Here is a 21,631-nt window from a genome sequence, read left to right on the forward strand (position 1 = left end):
CAATCACTATTCTCAAGAGGATTGGAAAAAATGGCAAGTAAAATTTTAAAAGAAGGTTATGTCATTCAGAAACAGCTAAGTAAAAATGCGGGAAGGCGCACGTTGCTGGCGCGCGACTTGCACACCCAAGAGTTAGTGGCAATCAAGTTACTGATTTTTGGGGAAGATTTTCACTGGGATAACTTGAAGCTGTTTGAACGAGAAGCGCAAACTTTACAACTGCTTTCTCATCCGGCAATTCCCCGTTACCTGGATTACTTTGATGTGGATACACCAACTGGTAAAGGATTTGCCTTGGTACAAAGCTATATCCCAGCCAAATCGTTAGAGGAATGGTTAAAAAGCGGGCGAACTTTTAGCGAAGCAGAAATCAAGCAACTGGCTAAAGCATTACTGGAAATTTTGCGTTACCTTCACGGGCAACAGCCGCAAGTTATTCACCGAGATATCAAGCCGAGTAATATTTTACTGGCAAATAGATCTGGCAATAGTGTGGGTGATGTTTATTTAGTTGATTTTGGTTCCGTACAGACACTAGCGGCCAGAAAAGGTAGCACGATTACTGTTGTTGGCACTTACGGATATATGCCACCCGAACAATTTGGCGGCAGGAATGTTCCCGCTTCCGATATTTACAGCTTGGGTGCGACATTAATTTATTTAGCAACAGGTAGGCATCCTGCCGAGTTATCCCAAGATAATGTGCAAATTCAATTTGAGTCAATAGTTAATCTCAATCCAGATTTAATCGATTGGCTGAAGTGGATGACACAACCGAGTTTGAATCGCCGTCTCGCATCTGCTGGGGAGGCGCTGAAAGCATTAAAAAATCCCCGCCAGCAAACAGATATCTCGGCGATTAGACAAAAACCGTTTGGGAGTAGGATTGAACTGAAGGAAGATGGGGAGAATCTAGAGATTCTGATTCCGCGAGAAAGGTTAACTTTTTTGACAGCCTGCATGATGTTGGTATTGACATTGCCTTGCTTGGGGTTAGTTTTATTGCCTTTTATATCGATAATACTCGTGATTCAAGGCGGGCTTCAATCCATTAATGCATTTGTGATGTTATTCTCGTTCCTTACACTCACCTTGGGAGGCATAAATTTTGCTATATTATGGGGAGGGGGAGTTATCGCAAATTGTTGCAGATCGACTAAAATAAATATCGATCGCAATCAGATTTCCGTGACTCACCTGTGGCCTTGGTATAAATGTCAGGTTGCTCCAATTATGAAGGAAAATTTTAGCAAATGGAGTATGTATATCCGGCATTCGATGGCAATTTCAAGACCAAAAAAATATTATAAAACCCTAGAAATTTATCAGCTAACCCCTCCAGAAATAGAATGGCTAGCCAATGAAATAAGTGCGTTTTCTGGAGGAAAAATTACTGTTGTATCCGCAGATAATAAGTACATAAAAGAGTACGTAAAAATCCCTACAGCCAAATAGGGCGATCGTCCTACCTTTCTGATTCTTGCAAGTAAAAGGTATATTTACACTTTATTGTAGGCTACACAGGTAGAGTCGAGCTATTCTAGAAACATACTTCATTCCCGATCGCATTATGGTTGCCTTACCCGATCGCCTATCGATGAGTGCAGAAGAATACCTGGCTTGGGAACCCACCCAAGAAGAACGCTACGAGTATTGGGATGGCGAAGTCGTCGCCATGAGTGGCAGCACCCGCAATCACAATCGAATTTCAGGAAATTTCTTCAGAATCCTAGATGATGCCCTTGTAGATCGCCCTTGCGAGGTGTACATCGCGGATGTAAAAGTCCAAGTGGAACCAGGACAAAAGTATTTTTATCCTGATGTTGTAGTAACTTGTGATGAGCATGATAACGATCCGCAATTAGTGCAATTTCCTTCCTTAATTATCGAAGTTTTATCGCCTTCCACAGAAGCAGCAGATCGCGGCATTAAATTTGCTAAATACCGCCAATTTTCAACACTGCAAGAGTATGTCTTGGTGCAAGTTGAACAGCCAGGAGTAGAGATATTTCGGCGCAATCAAAAGGGGCAATGGGTTCTCTCCGAGTATGGTTTGGGCGATTCCTTGCAACTTGAATCGGTTAATCTAGAAATTGCGATCGCCGATTTATATCGCCAAGTACAATTTTCTTAAAAATTCCGCTGTTAAGAAATTTGATATTAATTATCCTAGGGATTTTTTTAATTATGCGAACGAACCGCGAAGACGCGTTACGCGGAGCGACGCGAAGGCGCTAGAGCGCCAATAAAGAACAGTATCTTCTTCTTTCTCCTTCTTCGCGTCCTTAGCGCCTTCGCGGTTCATTTAATCTTACTCCAGATTCGTAAAAACCCGGTTTCTGGACCCCGATTCGTAAGTCCTCTTTAAACAAACTGACCCGTTGGAGTCGATCGCACGCGGCGAATCCCAACCACCGACGGCATCGGCGATCGGCGCGAATCATTCGAGATATTACTCGGCCACAAACTGCCGCGAGAAACACTACGAGTCTGATTAAAAACAGCACCGTTCAAATCCAACATTTCAATTGGCCGACTGAGTACAGTACCGTCATCGATGGGGCAATCTTCCCCCGGATGCTGCACCGAAAGCAACAGCGTATCTCCCAAAAAAGTCGGCCCTGTCAATTCGCATCGGTTCGGGCCGTAAGCAAACGGAATTACTGTTCCTGCATTCGGGCCGGAAGTCGGAATGTAAAACAGAAAATTGTTGCCGAAAACACCAGTAATATCTGACACATTTCCAGTCTTTTTATGGTCGATCGTCGTTGGCTCTCCACTCGCACCGACATCAAAACCGTTGTGCGTACTCGTAGACATATCAGTCACGCCCCAAACATTGCCTTGAGGGTCAAAAGCCAAATTGTCTACATTAGCAAATCCCGCCCCATCTGCCGCACCGGCTTCTCCACCTTGAGCCAAACGCTGCCAGCGGAACGTCAAACCCGCACCATCAGGACTGTCTTCAATTATTTTGTAAACTCCTCCCGACTGCTGATTGCTGTTGACTGCGCTACCGTATTTAGCAACATTAAAAATGCGAGAATCTGGATAGCCGTCGCTTCCCGGTGCGCCGTCAGTATAGGCAATAAAAACTTCCTTAGTAGTAGGATTAACTTCCAAATCTTCCGGCCGCGCCGTCGGAGTGCCACCAATCAAATTAGCAGCTAAGAAAGCATCAACTAAAACCGCGCCTTGGCTGCTGTAGAAATTAGCCAGAGTTTTATTTTGGTAGCCCGGAAGTGCTGTGGCTTCATTGGTTGTATCTACTACAAAAGAACCGCCGTCTTCGGCTTGACCAGCAATTCCTGCGCGTTTGGGGAAGCGAGTAGCGGCATCTCTTTGAGCTTTGCCAAAACTTGCTAATTCCGCCTCGCCAACTTGAGAAGGCCGCACTGGATTTGTCTGGCTATTTATAGTTAGTGGCAGCCATCTTCCAGTACCGTTGCGGTTGTATTGGGCGACGTACAAAATGCCGTCTTCAAACAAGCGGCTGTTGGTTTTATCTGCGGGATTTGTGACACTACCGTTGCTGACAAATTTCCAGGTGTGTCCGCCGCGCCGATCGTCCCCCATGTACACTACTAATCTGCGGCCGGCTTCGGCACGAATCGCGACGTTTTCGTGGCGGAAGCGGCCCAACCAAGTGTGTTTGCGCGGGCGGAAACTCGGATCTAGGGGATCGACTTCTACCATCCAGCCGTATTTTTCGCCGACTAAGCCGAATTCCTCGCCGATAGTACCCTTGGGGTAGCTGGTTTGGCCGCCGTTGGGTTTGATGTTTTCCTGAACTCCCACGAAAAAATCTTCGCTACCTTGGAAATTTTCTTCGGCTGAGAGGATTGTGCCCCAAGGGCTTGTGCCACCGGAACAGTTGTAGGCTGTACCGATTATCCGGTTGCCGAGTCCGTCGGTGTTGACTTGCGCGAAGACTTGGGTAGCTCCAGGACCCGTGCCGATGAGGTAGTTGTCGTCGCCTTGTCTGCTTCCCCAGGAGGTGACATCTTTGTATGTGTCGGAACGCTGGCTGTTGATTCCGAGGCCGGAAAGTCCGTGGATACGGCGGTTGAGGGAGTCGCCGGCGATCGCCTGAAATCTGCCGTTGGCTTGTTTGGTGATGCGGACGATGGAACCACCCATATTGTACAAAAATTCGCCGAGGGTCGCGCGATTTTTTACAGATAAGTCTAGACCGAGGACGGCACGATCCGTTGCTGGGAATGATGCCAAATCTGACGGGGTATCGGGTGCCTGTTTCGACATCGGGAAGGATACGTACTCGTGGTTAACCCAGAGATAACCGTCGTCATTGCTGCCACGAAGGCCTACAAAGCCTGTGTAGTCGTTGTTGTAGCCGAAATAGTCGGCAGGATTCGGGAAAACTCGATCGCCCCAGCGGAGAATCACGTAACGTTCGTATTCCGGCGGCACAACCACATCGTCAACAACGCTGTAACTCGTTAATCTAGTATCCTGCGAGGCAGCCATAACCGTTCCCTGTCCCCCCGGCGCCATCGCCATGAAGCTGGGCAGTTGTCGATAAATCGGCAGCGGGTGGGGAAGTCTTAACGGAGTGAAAGATAGTGGCCCTACAACAGCTTCGGTCGAGGTGGAATTGATCCCAAACAGTGTTTGAGTTAACTGAGGGGCAAGCACGGTGGTAGCTGCACTGCTACCAAAGAAAATTAGCAGTTGTCGGCGAGTTATTTTAGACATAAATTCCTTATTCAACCCAACATCCCTACTCAGACGAGTCTAATAGAAATTTACTACTGTTAAATTAAGGATAGTTAAGCTTTTGGTTAATTAAAGTAGGGAGAAATTTTAGTTAAAAATAGGTTAAATTAGCACCAATCTAATTAGTACACCAGAAGTAAAAACTTGTCGATCAAAGCTGAAGAGTTCGCTATAAGGACTGAGCGATAATGTATTAAGTTAGTTAGTTAGGGGGCGGGTTTTGTATAGAGTTTATGTGTATAACTAGAGTTTTTTCTCCCTTACCCGCCGCTAGGAGTTTAAAAGCTAATCATCTCGAAAACCCGGATCGTTTTCTCGCGATGTCGATCGACTGGGCGCAGGTACATTAATCACTTGCGAAAACCCAGAATTTGCGGGCGAGATATTGCCATCTCTGAATCCCAAGAGCAATTTAGCATCCGCAAAATATCTAGTCCACTGTTCGATTCTCGCATCTTTCTGCCAGTCGGGGCGCGATACTCTCGATCGCAAAACAGGAACCCTTTGTCGGCTGCGATCGGCTGTAATGATGATTGTAACTTCTGTTAATGCCGGATTTTCTTGAAACTCGCGCGCGATCGACTCTTTGGCTAAATCTTCCGCCTGCTGCACTAAACTCGCAAAAGATTGACTGCCGTCCGAATCTAAGGTAAGGTAGCGCTCTTTGGTTTCAGCCAAAGCTATCGATATACTTGCTGTTAAACTGATAATTGCTAGAATGACGGCCGACAATAAGCGTAAATACAAATTCATTAGGTTTGAAACTCAATATTAACACCTGTCAATAATAATTAATAAAAATTAACAGAGTATTAAGCTTAAATTAAAATAATATTTTGTGTTATTAGAATGCACCAAAAATGCAGGCTTTAGGGGGGAATTTTTGCAAAAATACAACTTGTATTGCCGGGCTTAACCCGAAATCTTTTTAGCTATCCAAGGATATCGATAAACGCGCCCCGCCTTAGTCTTCCCTTTTGCCTCTTCCCTCTTCCCTCTTCCCTCTTCCCTCTTCCTTCTTCCTTCTTCTTATTCTTTATGAACTCAACAAAATGTGCGATCGCCCTCGGTAGCAACTTAGGCGACTCCCTCGCCACACTCAAAAGCGCGATCGCAACCCTCAACAACACCCCCGGAATAGCAGTAAAATCTCATTCAAGCTGGTATCAAACCGCCCCCGTCGGGCCGCCCCAACCCGATTACATCAACGCCTGTGCAATCCTAGAAGTGGCGCTACAACCAGAACAATTGCTAGCAAATTTATTAGAAATTGAGAGAAAATTTAATCGCATTCGCCGAGAAAAATGGGGGCCGAGAACCCTCGACCTAGATTTGCTGCTGTACGACAATTTAATCCTAGAAACTCCGACACTGACTTTGCCTCATCCCCGGATGACCGAAAGAGCTTTTGTATTAGTACCTTTAGCAGAAATTGCCCCGGATTGGGTGCATCCGGTGACGAAAAGTGCGATCGTCCAACTCCTGCAAACCGCAGAATGTTCCGGAGTGCAAAAATTGCCCTTGTAAAAATTGAGCAAAATTCACGCATCGTACCAGTAAAAAAAAATGCAACCGTAGGTAAGCTCCAAACTGTGATAGTTATCAGTCGTTCCCAACCTAAAATCTCAAATCTAAAATCTAAAATCCTATGAGATCGCCTATGATGTCTTAAATCGGTGCACTCAAACATTATTCGCTTCTCCCTTATGTCGATCGGTCAAGAACTACCCCAACTCCTCAAACAACGCCTATTTTACCAAGGGCGCAAATTTAACTTTGACGTAGCCACCCTCCGTCTTCCCAACGGTTCCGAAGGCGAGTGGGAATGTATTCGCCACCCGGGCGGAGCACTTGCAGTTCCCGTCACACCCGAAGGTAAACTCGTCTTGGTGCGACAATACCGCTTTGCCACAAAAGGGCGAATTTTAGAATTTCCCGCAGGTACAGTCGAAATCAATGAAAGCCCCGCCGAAACTATCAAACGCGAAATTGAAGAAGAAACCGGATATCGGGCCGGAAAATGGCAGAAATTAGGGCATTTTTTTCTCGCCCCCGGTTATTCCGACGAAATCATTTATGCTTTTTTAGCCCAAGATTTGGAAAAACTGGAAAAGCCCCCCGCACAAGACGATGATGAAGACCTTGAAACAGTTTTATTCACCCCTGAAGAATTAGAAAAGGCTATTTTAGCTGGGGAACCAATTGACGCGAAATCAATTTCTAGCTTTTTCTTAGCCCGTCCATTTTTGACTTAAATAGGACTGACGAAAAAACCCGGTTTCTTATAAAGATCGTGCATCAAACCGATAAATCTTAACTTAGAAACCGGGTTTTTGACCCCGCGTGTGTCCAGGACGGGAAAATCTAAAATCTAAAATCTAAAATCTAAAATCGAATGTCCGATCTAATTTTATTTTGGCACCGCCGCGACTTGCGTATTTCTGACAATATCGGACTGGCCACAGCGCGCCAGCAAAGCCCGAAAGTAGTCGGGATTTTTTGTCTCGATCGCAATATCCTAAATCGGGATGACGTAGCCCCAGCAAGAGTCACATACATGATCGGCTGCTTGCAAAAACTCTCCTCGCGTTACAGGGAAGTAGGCAGCCAATTGCTGATAATTCAAGATGACCCGAGTCTAGGAATACCGAAACTAGCAATAGCGATAAATGCCAAAGCAGTATTTTGGAACTGGGATGTAGAACCCTACGCGAAACAGCGCGATCGGTCTGTATCAAACGCCCTCCAACAAGCAGGAATTAAAGTTCAAAATTTCTGGGATCAAGTCCTGCACGCCCCAGATGAAATTCGCAGCGGTACAAAGACTCCCTACACAATTTATACACCATTTTGGAAAAAATGGAACATTAAACCCAAAGCCCAACCAGTAGAGACACTGCCGATAACTTATCTGGAATTAATGACCGGATTAACCGCAGAAGAACAAGAGCTCGCAAACGAAGCAGGTGCAATGGAAACAGTGCCAACTGCCTCTAGTTTGGGATTTATTTGGGAAAATCCATTAGTAATAGAACCCGGAGAAGATGCAGCGCAACAAAAATTAGAAGAATTTTGCGATCGGGCAATTTACCAATATCAAGGACAGCGCAATTCCCCCGCAATTAACGGTACATCCCAACTCAGCGCAGCCCTCAAATTTGGTGCCATTGGCATCCGCACGGTTTGGCAAGCTACCCAGATAGTAATGGACGCTTGCAACAGCGAAGAAGCGTACACAAGCATCCGGACTTGGCAACAGGAAATAGCGTGGCGGGAATTTTACCAACACGCCATGTATAACTTCCCAGAATTAGCAGACGGCCCCTACCGTCCAGCCTTCAAAGACTTTCCTTGGGACAACGATGAAAAGCTTTTTCAAGCTTGGTGTCGAGGCAAAACTGGCTATCCGATTATTGATGCGGCAATGCGGCAGTTAAATCAGACAGGTTGGATGCACAATCGCTGCCGCATGATAGTCGCCAGTTTCCTCACCAAAGATTTAATTATTAACTGGCAGTGGGGTGAAAAATACTTCATGCAAAAATTGATAGACGGCGATCTTTGTGCTAATAACGGCGGCTGGCAGTGGAGCGCATCGAGCGGTATGGACCCGAAACCTTTGCGAATATTCAATCCGGCGACTCAAGCTCAAAAATTCGACCCGGAAGGGGAATATATTCGGCACTGGGTTCCAGAATTGCGCCGCGTTGATACTAAAGTTTTGCTAACAGGAAATCTTTCGTCTTTAGAACGCCGACTTCTTCATTATCCCTCTCCGATCGTAGATCACAACGAGCAGCAGCGCAAGTTTAGGGAACTTTACACGCAGCAAAAAATTAAAACATCAGACTCAGAACCCCCCCTTGTTCAAGAACTCGGGGTTATAGCTGACCTTATTACACCTACCTAATTAATATGTGATATCATGTTCTGTTAATTACTATTAAAAAGTTTGTTTGTAGTAATAAATTGAGTTTTTATTGACTCTATTAGAGGACTAAAGTCTTCGCTACGAACTATTGAGGGTTATATGAATGGAGAATTTTTCAAGAGTAAAACCCTAGTCAAATAGATAACATTTGAAGAGTTTGTAGAAGGGTATCCAGGAGATGAAAAAAGACCTTCCGAGCTACGCAAGGGAGTAATAGTTGAGAGGAACCCAAATGGCGCTTATGAGGAAGTTACGGTTTTTATTCTCCGCAAAATTAACGTAGAAATAGACCGCTTCCCCGCACTTGCTGTCAGAACTCCGGCTTATTTACGATCGCAAAAAAGCCATTTTCTGAAAGCAAGGGTTCTAATCCCGTTGTATTTTTAATTTCGCTTTTGGGAAATAGAGAGAGAGTAAGGGTGTTGACCTTGAGATCGATCGCCCACAAAAATAACATAAGTCCCCTTGTCCCCATAACCGGAAAATTCTACATTCCCCGCAGCAGCATTCGCCGGCAGCACGCAGAAACGCCCCCTCGGCCCCTGAATCATCAAACTTGGAGCTCCAGCGGTTTGTACTGCAATCCGCCAGTAAGGCAAATCCTGCGTTACTTCGATGACGTGGTTCGGTCCTTGGGAGACAAAACCGCAGTCGCCGCTATTGTTCGGGCCGCCGGAAACTCCAGAAACTCCCAGCGGTTCGGGAAATCCCGGAGCAATTTGTAGCGGTTGGCTCCGAAGGGCACCGGCATCCGCTAAAATCATTGCCAAGGCTACGGTCATGATCGGGCTAAACCACAGTTTGCCGCGATCGCCCGGATAATTGATCTTCATGTTTCCTCACACAATGACATTTGGTTCTAGTTCTTTGACGGTAGGGGATAACGGCTGTTCCAAACACATTAATCTAAAATAACTTCGGAATTTTTTTATGAATCCTCAAAATAACTTCAATTGGCAGCAAGCGTTCGGAGAACTAAAAGCTAAAGTAGAACGATCGCCACTCATCACACAAAATTCAGACAGCTATCAAGCCCTCGGAACCTTCTACAATCAATTATTGGACAAGTTTCAAAGACTCCCCAAACCCGGGCAGGTGGCAGCCTTTGCCGTCGGAGCGATAATTGTCCTGACAGTCTTCAATAGCGTCGTACAGCTAATTTCATCGCTGATGACTCTTGCCGTTCTGGGAGTGCTAATCTACATAGCGTATAAATTGGCAATTTCCCCCCAGTCCTCAAATACTAACGACAAATAATAGGAATTTCTAAATATGGCTAACCCCACCGCGCCCACCGGCATCAATCAACCCGATCCGTCTTGGCAAACACAATCCAAGCAAATGCCACTGCTGGTTCGCAGGTGCGGCGCTTGGGCAGTGGAAATTTCGTTAATTGCCGCCAGCGCCCTCGTTCCCTTCAGTATCGGGGCATTGGTCAACAGGGAATCTCAAACCGTGCCGCTCAATTCCTCCATAGCAGCAGCCTCCGAAACCGTCGCCCGTACTTTGGGCATACCCGTGCGCGATCGCAGCCCCAGAGTCGCACCCCTAACTAATCTATTCTGGTCAGGGGCGCTGCTGGCACCGGCAGTTTTAGCGGGGTGGCAACTGTTTTTGCTCGCCAGAACCGGTCAAACTATCCCCAAACGCTGGTTCGGCGTCAAAGTTGTCACAGCGTCGGGTACTCCTCCGGGTTTTGGGCCAGTGCTAATTCGCGAAAGTTTGGGGCGCTGGGGAGTGCCTATGGGCGTCGCTTACGGCATTTGGCGCTTGAGCGGTGCGTTTCCAGATTTGCTGATTTTAGGGGGGCTGGGCGGCTTGGCAGTGCTCGCAGACGGGGCTTTTGCATGGCGCTACAAACGGCAAGCGGGACACGATCGCCTCGCGAATACTTTGGTGGTCAATGCTCGATCGAATCAACTGTCTGCCGATCCTGTCAAGACTCAAGATTGGACTGAGGAAGACGCGCAGATTGCGGCTTTGGTTGTGACTCCACAAAGCGGCCTGAAAGCAAATGCCAGTTTGTGGAATTGGATGCGCCAACACCCAGGCACAACTTTAGTGATAGTTACCGTCGGCAGCGCGGGATTGATTTTAACTTTGTTTGTCGGCACTCTCATCTACACTCAAAGTCAAGCAAATATGCGGGATTCCCGGCAGCGGAACGACGAATTATTTGTAGCTTTAGTTAGCAAATTGTCTCCCACATCGGCTAGCGGGGCATCGGGCAGGCGATCGGCTATTTTGGCTTTGGGGGCGGTGGAAGACTCCCGCGCCGTACCCCTGCTAGCGGATTTGCTAGCTCAAGAAGACAACCGCGCCATGTTGGACGCGATCCAGCAAGCTTTAGTCAGTAGCGGGCCGAAAGCTTTGCCTGAGTTGCAGCGGTTGAATCAAGCCCTCAGCAACGACCTCGATTCCCTGCGCTTTGGCGGCAAGGCCCCGGAACGCGAGTTAGCGGCCGCCCGCCAGCGAACAGTACAAAGGGCGATCGGCAAAATTCTCACAGTGTATAGCAGCCAACTCAACGGCGCGGATCTGAGCCGCACGGATTTAGCTCAAAGTCCTGCCGGCCCATCTCAGTTTACTTTAGTTTTAAACAAAGTTGACTTGTCGGGAATTAAGTTGAGAAATGCCAATTTAACCAATGCCAGCTTGCAGGGAGCTCGCTTTTACGGCACCGGCGAAGACAGGCGTCCGGGTACATTTGACGATTGGATTTCTGACTTGAGCGGCGCTAATTTGGAAGGAGTAAATTTGACCGGGGCGTCTTTGAACAGTGCTGTAATGAACCGCACTACTTTTGTGCGCGCTGTCATGAACAAAGCTAATTTGTCAAACGGCAATTTGAATTCAGCTAATTTCAGCAGTGCTATTTTAATAGGAGCAAATTTACAGGAAGCGCAGTTAAAAAATGCCAGTTTTACCGGGGCAGATATAGGAAGCGCGAATTTGTCGGGAGCAGATTTGTCTGGTTCGCGTTTGGCCAAAGTGAAGGCTCAAGGCGCTCAGTTGTCCTTGACAAATTTGTCTAAATCGGAATGGCAAGGTGCTGATTTGTCCGGTGCTGATTTGGGCGGCGCAAACTTACAAAATGCCGATTTGACTTCGACTAAACTCGCCAACGTGAATTTAAAAGATGCTCGGTTGCAAGATGCGAATTTCCGGAATGCGGAGGTGAGTTCGGTTGATTTTAGGGGCGCGAATTTAGCTGGAGCGAATTTTAAAGGCGCTGTGTTTCTGGGGAAAACAGCGTCGGATCAATTTATTCAAAATCCGACTGGTAGTAAATCCGGTCGATTCCTAGGAGTTGATTTTGCGGAGGCTAAGAATTTAGATAAAAGTCAAATTGCTTACATTTGTTTGCAGGGGGGCATTCATCCGAACTGCCCCAAGAAGAAGTAAGGATTGGTTGTTAACGAGTAGGCTAATACAGTTGATGACGAACAGGTAGGGTAATTATGAGCGTTAAACGAATCATTTATCTCATCCTAGCCATTCTGGGGCTTGTGCTGCCTTGGTACTATAACTTGCAGTTTTTTAGCAATGCTGGCTTGCTCGACTTTGTAAACGAGAGTTCGGCTAATCTTGCTGCGAAATCGGTAAGTTTAGATTTGTTTATCGCAACTGTAGCAGGAAGCACTTGGATGTACGCTGAGTCGAAACGATTGGATATAAGTTTTGTAGGGCTGTACATAATTCTGGGTGTGCTTGTTTCGTTTTCATGTGCTTTCCCGCTTTTCTTGTTTGTGCGGGAAACCAACCTGGAAAAATCAAGCGAAGTCTCAAGTTGAAAAATTGTTTCCCCGGTTAGTGCCACGCAGCACAATAATTCGGTGCAGGCGATCGAGGTATTATATAATTTCCGGTAAAATCACCGTTATAGGTTTGTAGTGACGACGGAAGTGCTCAGAATTATATGAGGATTAAATTCCTCACTACAAACCAACGTGGTTGTTGCCGTTCGAGGGGACATAATGTTATATCGTTTCCGGTTGCAGGAGCGAGATAATATAGAGGACACGGCGCCGTGCCGTTTCCCTACCGGGATTAATTGTAGGGAAACGGCACGGCGCCGTCTCGAAAGCTGTGGATAATATTAATTACGATGCTACCGGATTTGATACTAATACCAATTTCCTTCATTTCTGGCTAAAAACTTTTGTGTAAGGTTTCGTTCCACTGGCCAAACCTACTATTGCATTGTTTATTGAAATGGATATTACGCAATAGCATCCGAACTGGCAAGAGTCTCGAATTGCGCCAATAGCATTGCCTCACCATTATTTGGAGTTCCAAAAATTTTAGGTAACTGACCTGTTTGGGCGAGAACTTGTCTCACTTCTCGGTTAGATACATCGGCTAGATTTTTGTTATTTAGAATGGCATTAACCGCAGCGATACCCACACCTTGACCAACTGCAGCGTTGAATTCCACAATTCTGCCGACAGAACAAGCAAACCCTTCAAATCCAGAACAGGGACTGACCACTGCCAGGTTAGGAACGTTTTTAATCAATGCGTGGCGGATGCCAATATTAAAGATAGGGTGTTTAAAACTCAGACTTTTAAACCATCCTAGACGGTTTGCTTTATCGCGAATACCCTGGATGCCTCCCCGTACATCAAAATGATAGCTAAATGTTGCCAGGGCTTCATTAGCAGGTACGCCACCTGACAGCATTTGTGCGCCAGTTAAAGGTTCTACAACTCCCGTCACATTGCCGGCGTGTCTGATATAAAGTTCTGAGGCATAAGTAACAGAAGTAGCGCCCAAACTCCTCAGCCAAGTTGTAACAAATAACATCTCTCTTTGCATATTAGCCGTGGGTTTGCTCCCGCTTCTAGCTAAGGCTTCCGCTTCGCTGGCGGTGACGGCAAATAAAAGTGCATTCCACGAAAGTCTATCATTTGGAAGTATGGCTATATTTCCCTCATCTAAAATTGTGCCGCTTTCAGAAAAAGATAGTTTTATTCCTCTAAAGGAGTGGTAAGCTACAGACAGAGCCGGCGAGCGTACATCGATGTAATCGTTACCCGCCCACAGAGTTTTGAGATTGCCTTGAGTGTCTTTCATTTCCCGCCGGAGTTCTTCTGCTAGTTTGGCATCCTTGTCGGCAGCGTACAGCAAAAATTTTTGACTCTCTGAATCGGCCAGGTTGGTGAAGCGTTTTAGATAAATATAATCGAATTCTTTCAGGGATCTTGCACTGAGTCCTTGGGTTTCAAAAACGAGGGTGACTGGAAGTTCTGAATTAGGCAGACCAAATGTTTCAAATCCCTTCAGCTTTCTCACACCGGCAGCTTGAGCTAATTCGGCATTGACAGTGGCATCAATAAATTGCTTGCCGGCATAAACTACGCCTTGAGAGGTGGTTATACTGGCAATTTTTTGACCTTCTTTACTGACTGATTTAATTTCTACTTTGCTGAGGAGATCTGCCCCAGCTTGTACCAGCATTTCTTTGAGGGCTGCACTGGCTTTGCGGGGGTCAAGTGCAATTGCCTTAACACCGGATTTTTGCAGGAACTCTTTATAGATTGTCGTCGGTGAACCAAAGGTATCTAACTTTAAAGATTGTTGAAGTTGTTCACTAATCTGACTTCTATCTAAATAAGCAAGGCCACCTCTTACCAAATGCCCGCCAATTCCTTCTTGCAAGCTTCCTTTAGACATCAGCAGAATTCGCGGATAACGCTTTGTGCGGCGAAGATATTCTCTGGAGGCAGAGACAACAGCTAGAACTCCTGGAACTTCATCACCAAAACAGATGACATCGTAAGAACGCAGATCCATGACCATTATTTAATAACCTCTCCTGATTTTCATGTTTTCGACCTAAATCTCAATGTTTGCCGTCAAACTCTCTGTTTTTCCCAAATATAACCCCATTTTTCCTGATTTTTGGGATAAATAATATTCACACATTCCTGGATGCAGAAACCGGGTTTTTTCCTGAAAATCTTTCGTTGAGGACGATCGATCTCGGTTGAAAAACCCGGTTTCTGAGCGTCCAGAGTCCGTCAGTCTGGTACTCTTGATTGTCATCAGCTCAAATTATCAGGATCTATCCCCAACTCCCGCAATCGCTGAGCTAGTCGATCGGCGCGCTGCGATTCCTGTTGGGCGCGCTGGGCTTCTTGTTGGGCGCGCTGGGCTTCTTGTTGGGCGCGCTGCGATTCCTGTTGGGCGCGCTGCGATTCCTGTTGGGCGCGCTGCGATTCCTGTTGGGCGCGCTGGGCTGATTCTTTCACCAGTTCTTCAGGAGTCAGATAACGTTTTCCATCGGCATCGTACCAATACAACCACTCCCTTGTCACCCCAGAATAACTTCCCCTTTCACAACCAATCCCCAAACTAATCTCTGGCATCCAAACTGGATTTCCTGACTGTAACTCGTACTTCCCATTGACTAACTTGTGTACTTCCAAATGAGGTTTACGACGGCGGCGGGAAGAATAAATGACGTAATAAAGTACGCCTAAAGCTTGATAAGTGTCTAATTTTGTGCTGTATTCCTTGCGATAAGTTGGGGAAACAACTTCTAGCACGAAAAGTGGCATGACATTTTCATCCCACAGCACGTAACTGGGGCGCAATTCTTCGTCGTAAAATCGTTCTACTCCTAAACTTAAGAAAGCATCGGGGACAATGGGTGGTTCGTCAGGGTGATGATAAATACCCATATCTATGCCAAAAAACCAGTCCATGCGTTCTGCCCAAAGTATGAGCAATATTGCTTTTAACAACCCTGGTATTAGCTCTTGCAGTTCGTTATCCACAGGCGTTTCATCCGAGTCGGGTAGTTCATCGGCGGAGGGCAAGTTCCTCGGCAAGTTGTACTGTAACATTGCGGCTTTCCTCAAAACTCACTAATATTATACCGTTGATTTGTTTAGCGATAGTATTTATTGAACGAACCGCGAAGACGCGAAGGAAGAGAAGAGAAGATGATAGGTAATTTTGACTTAGTTAATCTGAAGTAATTTTTGTAAAAGATTTGCTGAGACTTACACGATCGACTAAACTATGTCTAACGAGTCGGTTCTAATGGGGAGCAGCCGTTAGAGGAAACGGGGAAAGTTCGGTGCAAGTCCGGCGCTGTCCCGCAACTGTAATGAGAGTCTTGTCGCTTTCTGAGTCAGGATGCCCGCCGATGTGTTAGTTTACATAGTCTCATCTGCGAGGTTCAGCGTGAAGGCCAGAAATCGGAAATTGGTCAGCTTGGGATTGATGGCTGGCTTGAGTTGTTATATTGTCCTGGGTTCGGCAACGCCCGCCGCAGCTATGCACATTTCGGAAGGTTTTTTGCCGGTGCAATGGGCTGCATTTTGGTGGATGGTGGCGTTGCCTTTTTTTGCAGTAGGTTTGCGTTCAATTACTCGCATTACAAAAGAACATCCGGAACTTAAACTATTGCTTGCTTTGGCGGGTGCGTTTACTTTTGTGCTTTCTGCTTTAAAAATTCCCTCGGTAACGGGGAGTTGTTCTCACCCAACGGGTACAGGTTTGGGCGCAATTTTGTTCGGCCCTTCGGTGATGGCGGTACTGGGGGCTTTAGTTCTGCTTTTTCAAACGTTACTGTTAGCGCATGGTGGCTTGACAACGCTGGGAGCGAATATGTTTTCGATGGCAATTGTCGGCCCTTTCGCTGCGTATTTTATCTATCAATTGCTGTTGCGAACTGGCAGCCAGCGGGCGGCAATTTTTTGTGCGGGGGCTTTGGCAGATTTGCTGACTTATGTGACGACTTCGATTCAATTAGCGTTAGCTTTTCCGGCAGCGACTGGCGGTTTTATAGCTTCGTTTATCAAATTTGCGGGCATCTTTGCTATCACTCAAGTACCTCTGGCTATCAGTGAGGGATTACTGACTCTATTGGTCTGGAATTGGCTGCATTCTTACGGGAAGCCGGAGTTGGAAACTTTGAAATTATTGAGACAGGAGTCATAAGCCGTGAATCAAAAACCTACAAAAAATTACCAATCTACTTCGCGGCAAAATTGGCTTTTGGCTGGCGCTGTGATTGTTCTGGCAGCGTTTCCTCTCGTTTTTGTGCGGGGTGAATATGGGGGTTCCGATGACCAAGCTAAGAAAGCAATTACCGAAATTAAACCGGGTTATAAACCTTGGTTCAATCACTTGTTTGAGCCGGCTAGCGGAGAAATTTCAAGTCTATTGTTTGCGTCTCAAGCGGCGATGGGGGCTGGCGTAGTTGGATACGTCATTGGGTTGTATAAAGGCCGATCGCAATCTCGGCAGCAGTCTGATAATAAATCGTCGGAATGAACCATCAGATTGATAGTCTGGCTTATACAAATCGCTTGCGGGGGTTGCCGCCATCTCACAAGTTATCCTTTGCGATCGCCCTTTTAATTCTGTCTCTCGTTTCTGGGGCGATCGTCCAATTGTCGATCGCCCTTTGGTTGGCTGTCTGGATCGTCGTCTATGCGGGTATTCGGGGGAAACTGTATTTGCGGTTGCTGTCGCTACCGTTGATGTTTTTGCTGACAAGTTTGCCTGCTTTGGCGCTGGGTGCGGTTGCGGGCGATCGTATCCCTGCAATTCAGTGGGATATTTGGCAAGGTTGGGGCATTAGCATCGGCACTTTTTATCTGTATGTGAGCCGCACTGGAATATACCAAGTGAGCTTGCTATTTGCCCGCGCCTTCGCATCGACAAGTTGTATGTATTTCATCCTCTTGACGGTGCCATTTACCGAAATCTTGCAAATTCTCAGACAATTACGCTGTCCAGAGTTAGTCACAGAACTGCTATTACTAATGTATCGGTTTATTTTTAGCTTATTGGCGATCGCCGATGAACTTTGGATTGCTCAAAACTCGCGCTGTGGCTATCGCACTTGGAAGCGGGGAATGCACAGTTTAAGCATTTTAATCGGGCAATTGCTTCAGCGAACTTTGGAAAACTACCGTCAAGTTTCGTTGAGTTTAGCATCGCGCGGCTTTAATGGAGAACTGCGGGTTTGGCATTCTTCTCCTTACAAACCTTCGCGAAGATATACATTTGAGGCCGTGTTTGGTTGCACGGTTTTAACTTTGTTAAGCGCGGTATTTCAACATTAAATTACTCGTTCCCCGGCTCTGCCTATTAGTCCGCCAGGGGTTTCAACCCCTGGCTCAAAGCTAAAGTCCTCTGAAGAGGACTAATGAGTTCTGTCCAGAACTTACGGGGAGCGAAAAACCAGGTTTCTGCGTCAATACTTATCGAAAAAGTGACGATTTTTGGAAGAAACCGGTTTTTTTTGCGTAAGTCCTACTTTCTTCAGTCCTCTTCAGAGGACTTTAGCTTTGAGACAGGGAATTCATTCCCTGTCGGACTATGGAACTACTCGATTGTCCGAATACTGGACTAAACCTATGACTTTTATGAACTTAATTAATGAATTTAATGAATTGACCTTAAAAGAAACCTGTTGAATAATTGTAATCAACAGTTGTCCCGTACAAATTATATGATAAATCAACGACTACTCACGAAAATACTTTATTTCTTAATGATCTCCTTGACCGTATTTATGGTCACAGTTACTCATGCAGCGGCCCAACAATTACCGTTTTACTGGGATAACATCAACGTCATCATCGACGTTCAAACGAACGGAGATATGTTAGTTACCGAAACGCAAAAATATGTATTCACCGCAGACTACACCAATGAACGATATCGCTATATTCCTTTAGATAAGGTAGATGAAATTAAAGATGTCATCGTTCAAGAAAATAATCAAATAATTCCGAGTAGCACGGGGATTGAAAACAATGAACTTTGGATTCGTTGGCAACATCAATTAAAAGCGCCAGAATCACATACTTTTGTCATCAAATATCGCGTGGTAGGCGGATTGCAGGTAGATGGTGAGAATACTCTAGTTTATTGGAAAGCCATTGCAGCGGGTCGCAAAGCTCCGATTAATACGGGAAAAGTTACGGTGCAATTACCAGAAGCTTTGTCAGGGAAAGTTCTCTCGTTTACGAATTTTGGTGCAGCAGCAGTTGCGCGTCAAGTAGATCCTAAAACCTTTGAATTTGTGGCAAGTCAGGCTATTCCACCGGAACAGGAATTAGAAGTGCAGATTGCATTTCCCCAGGCCATTTTGAATATACCTCAACCTGGTTGGCAACAAACTGGCAATCAATCTCAATCTTCTTCTATAATTTGGCAACTGTTTTTCTCCGGCACAGCAATTAGCATATTCATTGCACGACGACGTTGCCCTGAGTGCAAAACGCTCAAGCTCAAACGGACTCATCAAGTTTTGATTCCTGCAACTACTGGCACTTCAGGAAAGCAGCAAGTTACCCATCACTGTCGAAACTGCTCTTACCATAAAGAGTACGAAGAAACAATTGCAGTCATTAGCACTAGCAGCGATGGTGGTGGTGGCGGTGGCGGCGGAGGTGGTGGCGGTGGCGGCGGCGGTGGTGGTGGCGGTGGTGGTGGTTGATATCAACGGGACTTACGCATCACAAGCAAAGAAACCGGGTTTTTACCGAATCTGTGGGCTGTAAAGAAGTATTGTCGCAAAAAACCCGGTTTCTGAGCACCCGTTGATATATTGATCTTACCCAAATTCAGGACACGGCAGTGCCGTTTCCCTACCAATAATCGGGCGGTGGTTACATTTTTCATGAAGTGCTCATGATTATTTTAGGGTAGGGAAACGGCATTGCCGTGTCCTCTTTTCAACATTTGGTAAAACTTTGAGTCCCTCATTTTGGGGGACAACCGATCGCACTTCCTGCAAAATCATATCATCAATATGACTTTTATGAACATAATGAATGACTTTTATGAATTGACTTTAACAGAAATCTGTTGAATACTTGTTGTAGTAAACGAATTCTCTGTATATTGCAAGAGTAGATTGAAATATACAGCATATTCTAAGTTTATTAAATACAGTAGTAAGTATTGCTAATTCAGCTATATATATCACGCGACCGTGTGTGTTCCAAACACATGAAATATGCTGTTATTCCACACTAGGAGAAACAACTCATGACATCTGATTCCACCAACGGAAAATTTTCCCCGCCCCCGATCTTCTACATAATTGCAGCACTACTCTTAATTGGAGGAGTTAGCTTGGGCGGTAAAATCCTTAATTCATTGCCTAGCAACTCGATCAAAATCAATACTGATACTGTTAAAGATTCCATGAGCCAAGGGGAGACTCTATTCTTTCCAAAAGACGGCACTCCTACTAAACTCCAAGCGGTCGAAGCGTTTACAAGTGGCAACTATGCAAGTGCACAAGCATTATTCGATCTATCGTTGCAACAAAAGCCTAACGATCCCGAAGCTTTGATTTACAGCAACAATGCCAAAGCATTCTCGCGCAACCCACTTAAAATTGCGGTTTCTATTCCAGGGAGTACCGATATCAATGGCTCCCGTGAAATTCTGAGAGGCGTGGCTCAAGCTCAACAGGAAATTAATGCGGCTGGCGGTATCAAGGGTCGGTTACTCATGGTTGAAATTGCCAATGACAACAACGATAGTAAAACCGCACAAAAAATAGCTGAATCATTAGTCAATGAGTCAAGTATTCTTGGTGTTGTTGGACACTATGCCAGTAGTGTGACGCTAGCCACTGCCGATATCTATAACCAGGGCAAGCTGGTCGCAATTTCTCCAATTAGTACAGCGGTTCAACTGTCAAATAAAAGCCCCTATGTGTTGCGGACAGTACCAAGCGACTATGTTTCAGCTAGGGCGCTGACTGACTATATGCTGCAAACATTGAAGCTGAAAAAAGCGGTTGTTTATTTCAATTCCCAAAGTGAATACAGTAAATCTCTTAAGGGGGAATTTAGCACTGCGATCGCCCTCCAAGGCGGCCAAGTTGTCGGCGAATACGATCTGTCCGATTCGAGCCTCAGCCTCAAAAAAAGTTTAGAAGAAGCTAAACAGCTTGGAGCAGAAGTGATTATGCTAGCCAGCAATACGGATTCGCTCGATCGCGCTTTCCAGGTTGTCCAGGCCAATAATAATCGCTTACCTGTGCTCGGTGGGGATGATGTTTACAGCCCCAAAACCCTAGATGTGACCCGCGAGCAAGGACGCGGCATGGTCATAGCAGTGCCTTGGCACATTCTGGCTGCGGGGTCGGAGAACTTCGCAAAACGATCGCGCAAACTCTGGGGCGGCGATGTTAACTGGCGCACCGCAACTGCCTATGATGCGACTCAAGCTCTCGGCACAGCTTTGCAACCAAATCCCACTCGTGAAGGTGTTTCGGCAACCTTGCACAGTCCATTGTTTACTGCATCGGGAGCTTCTGGCACGATCTCATTTCTGCCATCGGGCGATCGTAATGCTCCTGTGCAGTTGGTGAAAGTGGTCGAAGGTAGTCGTTCCACCTACGGCTATGATTTCACCCCCATTCCCTAGTTTCTCACTGATATTTATTCGACATTTGGTGAATTACCATCTGACAATGTTTGAGTTAATCTGTGCAATTTATAGAGAGGACGATCGTTCTCTCTTAAAGCTTTTCGTTAATGCTAAAACTTGACATTCTAGACAATGGGATGTACCAGATGATGACACTTAGAGTTGGACAAAAATACATGAATTTACCCAAGTTTATCGCAATTATTTGTAGTGCAGTCATCGCTGTAGCATTATCTGGAAATGGACTTTCAGTTTTAGCAGCAGAAACCCAACCCACCAACAAAACATTTGGTGATTGATGTCGCGAGTATGCTTCTTTGAATCCAGAAGCTAGACATACTGTGGAAGCCCTTTTGGAAAAAGCAGGGACTACTGAATGCGATGTGGCTAATCAGAAAATATCAACGAGAGTTACGCATCACAACCTTCATAAACCGGGTTTTTACTGACTCTGTGGAGCGCACTCCCTACAAAATTATATTCCAAATATGACTTTTATGAACTTAATTAATGAATTTAATGAATTGACCTTCAATGAAATT

The 21,631-nt window shown here is 45.8% G+C and carries 19 protein-coding genes and 1 riboswitch; of the genes, 14 read left to right on the forward strand and 5 right to left on the reverse strand.

Annotated elements, in window-relative coordinates; all coding sequences use genetic code 11:
- Positions 1–30 precede the first annotated feature (30 nt).
- Entirely contained in the window at positions 31–1,455 is a 1,425-nt protein-coding gene (locus tag QUA47_RS03025) for a serine/threonine-protein kinase (protein WP_333429665.1), read from the forward strand.
- 115 nt (positions 1,456–1,570) lie between these two features.
- Complete coding sequence (locus QUA47_RS03030) at positions 1,571–2,134, forward strand: Uma2 family endonuclease (protein ID WP_333429666.1); 564 nt, start codon at positions 1,571–1,573, stop codon at positions 2,132–2,134.
- 230 nt (positions 2,135–2,364) lie between these two features.
- On the opposite strand, the gene QUA47_RS03035 is transcribed toward QUA47_RS03030, so the two are convergent.
- Together QUA47_RS03035 and QUA47_RS03040 are read right to left on the reverse strand one after the other, a co-directional pair.
- Positions 2,365–4,716, reverse strand: a complete 2,352-nt coding sequence (locus QUA47_RS03035) for a PhoX family phosphatase (protein ID WP_333429667.1) — start codon at positions 4,714–4,716, stop codon at positions 2,365–2,367.
- Between the two features lie 306 nt (positions 4,717–5,022).
- Complete coding sequence (locus tag QUA47_RS03040; RefSeq protein ID WP_190736969.1) at positions 5,023–5,490, reverse strand: hypothetical protein; 468 nt, start codon at positions 5,488–5,490, stop codon at positions 5,023–5,025.
- 285 nt (positions 5,491–5,775) lie between these two features.
- Between QUA47_RS03040 and folK the strand changes: the two genes are divergently transcribed.
- The 3 genes from folK to QUA47_RS03055 all read left to right on the forward strand — a co-directional run bounded on the left by folK (position 5,776) and on the right by QUA47_RS03055 (position 8,647).
- Positions 5,776–6,264: a 2-amino-4-hydroxy-6-hydroxymethyldihydropteridine diphosphokinase gene (gene folK / locus QUA47_RS03045; protein ID WP_333429668.1), complete on the forward strand. Its 489-nt coding sequence runs from the start codon at positions 5,776–5,778 to the stop codon at positions 6,262–6,264.
- A gap of 179 nt (positions 6,265–6,443) precedes the next feature.
- A complete protein-coding gene (locus QUA47_RS03050) occupies positions 6,444–6,992 on the forward strand; it encodes an NUDIX hydrolase (RefSeq protein WP_333429724.1) in 549 nt (182 codons plus the stop codon).
- Positions 6,993–7,132: 140 nt separating this feature from the next.
- A complete protein-coding gene (locus tag QUA47_RS03055) occupies positions 7,133–8,647 on the forward strand; it encodes an FAD-binding domain-containing protein (protein WP_333429669.1) in 1,515 nt (504 codons plus the stop codon).
- 404 nt (positions 8,648–9,051) lie between these two features.
- Here the strand turns inward: QUA47_RS03055 and QUA47_RS03060 are convergent, their stop codons facing one another.
- Entirely contained in the window at positions 9,052–9,501 is a 450-nt protein-coding gene (locus tag QUA47_RS03060; RefSeq protein ID WP_333429670.1) for a hypothetical protein, read from the reverse strand.
- 97 nt (positions 9,502–9,598) lie between these two features.
- On the opposite strand from QUA47_RS03060, the gene QUA47_RS03065 reads away from it, so the two are divergent.
- Genes QUA47_RS03065 through QUA47_RS03075 form a run of 3 tightly spaced genes read left to right on the forward strand, consistent with a single transcriptional unit; the run spans position 9,599 to position 12,462 of the window.
- Entirely contained in the window at positions 9,599–9,925 is a 327-nt protein-coding gene (locus QUA47_RS03065; RefSeq protein WP_006635389.1) for a hypothetical protein, read from the forward strand.
- Positions 9,926–9,940: 15 nt separating this feature from the next.
- On the forward strand, positions 9,941–12,073 hold the full coding sequence (locus QUA47_RS03070; RefSeq protein WP_333429671.1) for a pentapeptide repeat-containing protein: 2,133 nt from the start codon (positions 9,941–9,943) through the stop codon (positions 12,071–12,073).
- A 56-nt stretch (positions 12,074–12,129) separates the two neighbouring features.
- Entirely contained in the window at positions 12,130–12,462 is a 333-nt protein-coding gene (locus QUA47_RS03075; RefSeq protein WP_333403543.1) for a DUF2834 domain-containing protein, read from the forward strand.
- A gap of 428 nt (positions 12,463–12,890) precedes the next feature.
- Here the strand turns inward: QUA47_RS03075 and QUA47_RS03080 are convergent, their stop codons facing one another.
- Together QUA47_RS03080 and QUA47_RS03085 are read right to left on the reverse strand one after the other, a co-directional pair.
- Positions 12,891–14,465 carry an FAD-dependent oxidoreductase gene (locus QUA47_RS03080; RefSeq protein WP_333429672.1) on the reverse strand — a complete coding sequence of 525 codons (1,575 nt, stop codon included), beginning with the start codon at positions 14,463–14,465 and terminating at the stop codon, positions 12,891–12,893.
- Between the two features lie 251 nt (positions 14,466–14,716).
- Positions 14,717–15,520 (reverse strand): Uma2 family endonuclease, encoded by an 804-nt coding sequence (locus QUA47_RS03085; RefSeq protein WP_333429673.1) that lies wholly within the window; start codon positions 15,518–15,520, stop codon positions 14,717–14,719.
- A 174-nt stretch (positions 15,521–15,694) separates the two neighbouring features.
- Positions 15,695–15,841, forward strand: a riboswitch (cobalamin riboswitch).
- A 61-nt stretch (positions 15,842–15,902) separates the two neighbouring features.
- On the opposite strand from QUA47_RS03085, the gene QUA47_RS03090 reads away from it, so the two are divergent.
- The 6 genes from QUA47_RS03090 to QUA47_RS03115 all read left to right on the forward strand — a co-directional run bounded on the left by QUA47_RS03090 (position 15,903) and on the right by QUA47_RS03115 (position 21,388).
- On the forward strand, positions 15,903–16,622 hold the full coding sequence (locus QUA47_RS03090; protein ID WP_333429725.1) for an energy-coupling factor ABC transporter permease: 720 nt from the start codon (positions 15,903–15,905) through the stop codon (positions 16,620–16,622).
- Positions 16,623–16,625: 3 nt separating this feature from the next.
- Positions 16,626–16,958 carry an energy-coupling factor ABC transporter substrate-binding protein gene (locus QUA47_RS03095; RefSeq protein ID WP_333429674.1) on the forward strand — a complete coding sequence of 111 codons (333 nt, stop codon included), beginning with the start codon at positions 16,626–16,628 and terminating at the stop codon, positions 16,956–16,958.
- Positions 16,955–17,755, forward strand: a complete 801-nt coding sequence (gene cbiQ / locus QUA47_RS03100; protein ID WP_333429675.1) for a cobalt ECF transporter T component CbiQ — start codon at positions 16,955–16,957, stop codon at positions 17,753–17,755. Before QUA47_RS03095 ends, cbiQ begins: the two co-directional genes overlap by 4 nt.
- Positions 17,756–18,207: 452 nt before the next feature.
- A complete protein-coding gene (locus tag QUA47_RS03105) occupies positions 18,208–19,137 on the forward strand; it encodes a DUF2207 domain-containing protein (protein WP_333429676.1) in 930 nt (309 codons plus the stop codon).
- Positions 19,138–19,691: 554 nt separating this feature from the next.
- A complete protein-coding gene (locus tag QUA47_RS03110) occupies positions 19,692–21,086 on the forward strand; it encodes an ABC transporter substrate-binding protein (protein WP_333429677.1) in 1,395 nt (464 codons plus the stop codon).
- Between the two features lie 149 nt (positions 21,087–21,235).
- Positions 21,236–21,388: a hypothetical protein gene (locus QUA47_RS03115; RefSeq protein WP_333429678.1), complete on the forward strand. Its 153-nt coding sequence runs from the start codon at positions 21,236–21,238 to the stop codon at positions 21,386–21,388.
- Positions 21,389–21,631: the final 243 nt, after the last annotated feature.

The organism is Microcoleus sp. MON2_D5, from assembly GCF_036701905.1.
Taxonomy (GTDB): domain Bacteria; phylum Cyanobacteriota; class Cyanobacteriia; order Cyanobacteriales; family Microcoleaceae; genus Microcoleus.